This window comes from Nocardiopsis sp. TNDT3 (assembly GCF_003427465.1).
Classification (GTDB): Bacteria; Actinomycetota; Actinomycetes; order Streptosporangiales; family Streptosporangiaceae; genus Nocardiopsis; species Nocardiopsis dassonvillei.
The window spans coordinates 1-3994 of sequence record NZ_QPFC01001341.1; the positions used below are offsets into that span (position 1 = coordinate 1).

At 70.1% G+C, this 3994-nt stretch carries 3 protein-coding genes; 2 read left to right on the forward strand and 1 reads right to left on the reverse strand.

The window, feature by feature from the left end; genetic code table 11:
- The first annotated feature begins 111 nt into the window (after positions 1-111).
- The gene (locus DQW06_RS27570; protein WP_013154319.1) at positions 112-1254 is read left to right on the forward strand and encodes a PLP-dependent cysteine synthase family protein; all 1143 of its coding nucleotides are present in this window, start codon (positions 112-114) and stop codon (positions 1252-1254) included.
- An 8-nt stretch (positions 1255-1262) separates the two neighbouring features.
- On the opposite strand, the gene DQW06_RS27575 is transcribed toward DQW06_RS27570, so the two are convergent.
- On the reverse strand, positions 1263-3368 hold the full coding sequence (locus DQW06_RS27575) for a type IIA DNA topoisomerase subunit B (RefSeq protein WP_013154320.1): 2106 nt from the start codon (positions 3366-3368) through the stop codon (positions 1263-1265).
- A gap of 355 nt (positions 3369-3723) precedes the next feature.
- Between DQW06_RS27575 and DQW06_RS27580 the strand changes: the two genes are divergently transcribed.
- Positions 3724-3942, forward strand: a complete 219-nt coding sequence (locus DQW06_RS27580; protein WP_013154321.1) for a hypothetical protein — start codon at positions 3724-3726, stop codon at positions 3940-3942.
- Positions 3943-3994 lie beyond the last annotated feature (52 nt).

Below are 3994 nucleotides of genomic sequence, written 5' to 3' on the forward strand. Positions count from 1 at the left end.
CCCCCCGGACCGCCCCCGCGGCCGGGTCGGCCGCGGTTCCCCGCCCGAGCAGGAGCGAGGCCGGGCCCCTCGGGGCCCGGCCCCTCCCGTGTGCGGGCTACGCTGCTGGGCATGGCATCCTCACCGACAGGTCCGCGGCCGGGCGACGACACCCCGTGGGTGGACCGCTGCGACGACAGCGCCCGCTCCTGGGCGGACGAGGCGGTACGCAGGGTCGTCGCCGACGCCAACCGCTCGGCCGACACCCACCTGCACGTGTTCCCGCTCCCCCCGGAGTGGGGCATCGACCTGTACCTCAAGGACGAGTCCGTGCACCCCACGGGCAGCCTCAAGCACCGGCTGGCGCGCTCGCTGTTCCTGTACGGGCTGGCCAACGGGTGGATCCGGGAGGGCACCACCATCGTGGAGGCCAGCTCGGGGTCCACCGCGGTGTCGGAGGCCTACTTCGCCCAGCTGGTCGGCCTGGACTTCATCACGGTCATCCCGCGCAGGACCAGCCCGGAGAAGATCGCCCTGATCGAGCGCTACGGCGGCAGGTGCCACTTCGTGGACGCCCCGCCCGCGATGTACGCCGAGGCCGAGCGGCTGGCCGCCGAGACCGGCGGGCACTACATGGACCAGTTCACCTACGCCGAGCGGGCCACGGACTGGCGCGGCAACAACAACATCGCCGAGTCGATCTTCGAGCAGCTGGCCATGGAGCGCCACCCGTGCCCGGAGTGGATCGTGGTGGGCGCGGGCACCGGCGGCACCTCCGCCACCATCGGCCGCTACCTGCGCTACCGGCGCCTGGGCACCCGGCTGGCGGTGGTGGACCCGGAGAACTCGGCGTTCTTCCCCGGCTGGGTCACCGGCGCGTCCGACTACGCCACCGGGATGCCCTCCCGGATCGAGGGGATCGGCCGCCCCCGCATGGAGCCGAGCTTCGTGCCGTCGGTGATCGACCTGATGATGCCGGTGCCCGACGCCGCGAGCATCGCCGCGATGCGCCACCTGCACGACCGCACCGGACTCTCCGCCGGAGGCTCCACGGGCACCAACCTGTGGGGGGTGTGGCACCTGGTGGCCAGGATGCTCCGGGAGGGGCGCAGGGGCAGCGTGGTCACCCTGATCTGCGACGGCGGCGAACGCTACCAGCACAGCTACTACAACGACGCCTGGGTGGCGGAGCGGGGCCTGGATCCGGCGCCCTACCGCGCGACCATCGACCGGTTCCTCGCGGAGGGGGTCTGGGAGCCTCCCCAGACCCCCTGAGAAACCGGTCAGGTGTCGATGCGGGCCACGTCCAGCTCCTGGGCGCCCTGCTGGATGAAGCGGCGGCGCGGGGCGACCTCGTTGCCCATCAGCAGGTTGAACACGGACGAGGCCTCCTCGGCCTGCTCCACCCGGATCCGGCGCAACGTGCGGTAACGCGGGTCCATGGTGGTCTCGGCCAGCTGGTCGGCGTCCATCTCACCCAGGCCCTTGTAGCGCTGCACCGGCTCCTTCCAGGAGATCTTGCGCTTCTCCAGGTCCAGCAGCGTGCGCGAGAGCTCGGCGTCGGAGTAGGTGTAGACGTAGCGGTCCTCGGGCTTGCTGCCGCGCTTGCGCCGGGTGTTGGTCAGCTCGATGCGGTGCAGCGGCGGCACGGCCGCGTACACCCGCCCGGCCTCCAGCATCGGCCGCATGTAGCGGTAGATGAGCGTGAGCAGCAGGCAGCGGATGTGCGCGCCGTCCACGTCGGCGTCGGCCATGAGGATGATCCGGCCGTAGCGGGCCGCGTCGATGTCGAAGGTGCGCCCCGAACCGGCGCCGACCACCTGGAGGATGGCCGCGCACTCGGCGTTCTTGAGCATGTCGGCGACCGAGGACTTCTGCACGTTGAGGATCTTGCCCCGGATCGGCAGCAGCGCCTGGAACTCCGAGTCGCGGGCCAGCTTGGCGGTGCCCAGCGCCGAGTCCCCCTCGACGATGAACAGCTCGCTGTGCTCCAGGCCCTCGCTGCGGCAGTCCACCAGCTTGGCGGGCAGCGCCGAGTTCTCCAGGGCGGTCTTGCGCCGCTGGGTCTCGCGCTGCTGGCGCGCGGCCAGGCGGGCCTTGGCGGCGCCGACCACCTTCTCCAGGACGCTGCGCGCCCTGGCCTTCTCCACCTTCTTGGTGGAGGTCAGGAACTCGCGCAGCTCCTTGCCGACCACCTGGGAGACGATCCTGGTCGCCGCGGAGGTGCCGAGGATCTCCTTGGTCTGGCCCTCGAACTGGGGCTCGGGCAGGCGGACGGTGACGACCGCGGTGAGCCCCTCCTGGGTGTCGTCCTTGGTGACGGGGTCGTCGCTGTTCCTCAGCAGCTTGGTGGTGCGCAGCTGCTCGTTGATCACCCGCACCAGGGCCCGTTCGAAGCCGTTGATGTGGGTGCCGCCCTTGGGGGTGGCGATGACGTTGACGAAGGAGCGCACGGTGGTGTCGTAGCCCGTACCCCAGCGCAGGGCGACGTCCACGTCCAGGCGGCGCTCGACGTCGGCGGGCACCATGTGCCCCGCGTCGTCCAGGACCGGGACGGTCTCGGTGAAGTTGCCGCTGCCCTGGATGCGCAGCACGTCGCTGACCGGCTCGTCGGGGGCCAGGAAGGTGCAGAACTCGCCGATGCCGCCGTCGAAGCGGAACTCCTCCTCGTGGGCGGGCTCCCCCTCCACCCGCTCGTCGCGCACGGAGAGGGTCAGGCCCGGCACCAGGAACGCGGTCTGGCGGGCCCGGTCCAGCAGCGCCTCGCGGGCGATGTCGGCGTCCTTGAGGAAGATCTGCATGTCCGGCCAGAACCGGATGCGGGTGCCGGTGATCTTCTGGGCCACCTTGCGGACCTGCTCCAGGCCCGAGACCGGCGTGAACTCGGCGTCGGGGCCGGAACCGGCGAAGCGGCCGGGGATGCCCCGGCGGAAGCTGATCGCGTGGGTGCGGCCCTGGCGGTCGACCTCGACGTCCACGCGGGACGACAGGGCGTTGACCACCGAGGCGCCGACACCGTGCAGGCCGCCGGAGGCGGTGTAGGAGCCGGAGCCGAACTTGCCGCCCGCGTGGAGCTTGGTCATGACCAGTTCCACACCGGACAGGCCGGACTTGGGCTCGGCGTCCACGGGGATTCCGCGTCCGTCGTCACTCACCGACACCGACCCGTCGGAGTGCAGTGTGACGTCGATCCGGGTGCAGAAGCCGCCCAGGGCCTCGTCCACGGAGTTGTCGATGATCTCCCACATGCAGTGGGTGAGGCCGCGGCTGTCGGTGGACCCGATGTACATGCCCGGCCGTTTGCGCACCGCCTCAAGACCTTCGAGGACCGACAGGTGTCGGGCGGAGTAATCCTCGGGGTCGTGGACGACTGCGGTCAAGGCGGTCACTCGGACATCTCCTGCGTCTTCAGGGCCATCAGGGCGCTGTGCGGTGCGTGCCCTTTGTACCGCGCCGCACTGACGAATAGGGGGGCGGCGTGCCGGTCGCTTGCTACCACCGGGACTCGGCGGGAGGACGGGGGCCTGCCCCGCGCGAGACTACCACCTCCGGTGGATGCGACCTGGATGCTCCCCATTTCCTGGGATGCCGGGCCATGAGGCGGGTACAACAAGGACATGAGACGACATCCAGGCATCAACCAGGCAGATTCCGCTGTCGGCGTACACGGGACCAGGTTGGGAACGTCCTGGTCGGGTTAAATGTTGTCAGAGGTGACTAACGCCGAGTATTGAGGATGGCGAAGTGACTGGAACCCTTGCCCCCACCCAGCCGCTGACGGCTGCTGACCGTTGCGACCGCTGTGGTGCGCAGGCTTACGTCCGGGTGCTGCTGAACTCCGGCGGCGAGCTGCTGTTCTGCGCCCACCACATGCGCAAGCACGACGACTCTCTCCGCAAGATCGCCTCGGACATCCAGGACGAGACCGACAAGCTCACCGAGAGCAAGACGGACGAGCGTTAGCCACAGAGCACAACAGAACAGGCCTGAACACCGGCGGCGGCTCCCCTCAGGA

Excerpts from the sequence above, each read along its gene's own strand:
- DQW06_RS27570 (WP_013154319.1), top strand. The coding sequence starts at position 112 with ATGGCATCCTCACCGACAGGTCCGCGGCCGGGCGACGACACCCCGTGG.